This is a genomic window from Cellulomonas carbonis, from assembly GCF_014636275.1.
In the GTDB taxonomy this organism is placed as follows: domain Bacteria; phylum Actinomycetota; class Actinomycetes; order Actinomycetales; family Cellulomonadaceae; genus Actinotalea; species Actinotalea carbonis.
In genome coordinates this window covers 1-893 of record NZ_BMEB01000021.1, presented here as the reverse complement: position 1 = coordinate 893, position 893 = coordinate 1, and the positions used below count along the sequence as shown (strand labels likewise).

Here is an 893-nt window from a genome sequence, read left to right as displayed (position 1 = left end):
GCCTACCGGCGACCTGTTCGGGCGAGCACTTGTCGTTGAGCCCGTTGATCACGTGAGCCCGCAGCCACGGGTTATCGAGACGTTTGCTGCGGTGCTCCTTGCGTGCCTGGCGGGCATAGGTGCGGCCGTGGGCGCCGGCAGCACTATAGACCGGGTGTGGGCTGGATTTGTCGTACTCGATGATGCGGTTGCGGCGGATCTCTCGGGAGACCGTTGACGGGGCGACACCGAGCTGGGTCGCGATGGTTCTCATCGACAAGGGTGGGGTTGATTGCAGGCCGGCTTGGATCGTCATCCGATCAGCGACCGTCAGGCGATGGTAAGCACGGTGGCGTGGTGCCGGGGCAGCAACGATGGTGGTCGGCATGGACAGTATTCTGCCGGTCCTGCCTTTGGGCAGGCCGAGTCGCCGCGCCCACCGGGTGACGGTGTTGAGGTTGATGCCGAGGTGGTCAGCGATCGCTGATCGTGGTCTGCCTTCGAGGAGGAGCCAGAAGAGTTCGTCGAGGACGTCGAAGGGCAATCGTGGACGTCTGGGTTGCGAGGTCATTGGGGGTGTTCCTTCGTTCAGTGGAAACACCCGGTCTGATAGTGCTGGTCAGACCGGGTGTTGCACTAGAACTTAGAAACCGCCACACCCAAATGGGCAATCTGCGCACACTTATCTTTTGGGGAAGCAGGTTCTGCTGTCCGATCGGTCTGAGGAAGCTGGGGTCGGCCGACCCGCTCGCCCGAGGAGGCCCCCGCCACTCAGCCCTGCTCAGATCTGAGGGTACGGCGCCAGGGCCTGAACGGTGACGAGAGCGGCGGTCATCGCCTCATGTCCCTTGTCCTCGACCGAGCCCTCGAGCCCGGCACGGTCGAGTCCCTGCTGTTCGGTGTCGCAGGTCAGG

1 protein-coding gene and 1 pseudogene are annotated in these 893 nt (G+C 63.6%); both read right to left on the bottom strand.

All coding sequences use genetic code 11. From position 1 onward, the window contains the following. On the bottom strand, positions 1-523 hold a 523-nt coding region (locus tag IEV86_RS17480), incomplete at its 3' end, for a helix-turn-helix domain-containing protein (RefSeq protein ID WP_188484834.1). Positions 524-760: 237 nt separating this feature from the next. Beyond that, positions 761-893: pseudogene (locus IEV86_RS17475) on the bottom strand (6,7-dimethyl-8-ribityllumazine synthase); the annotation flags it as partial.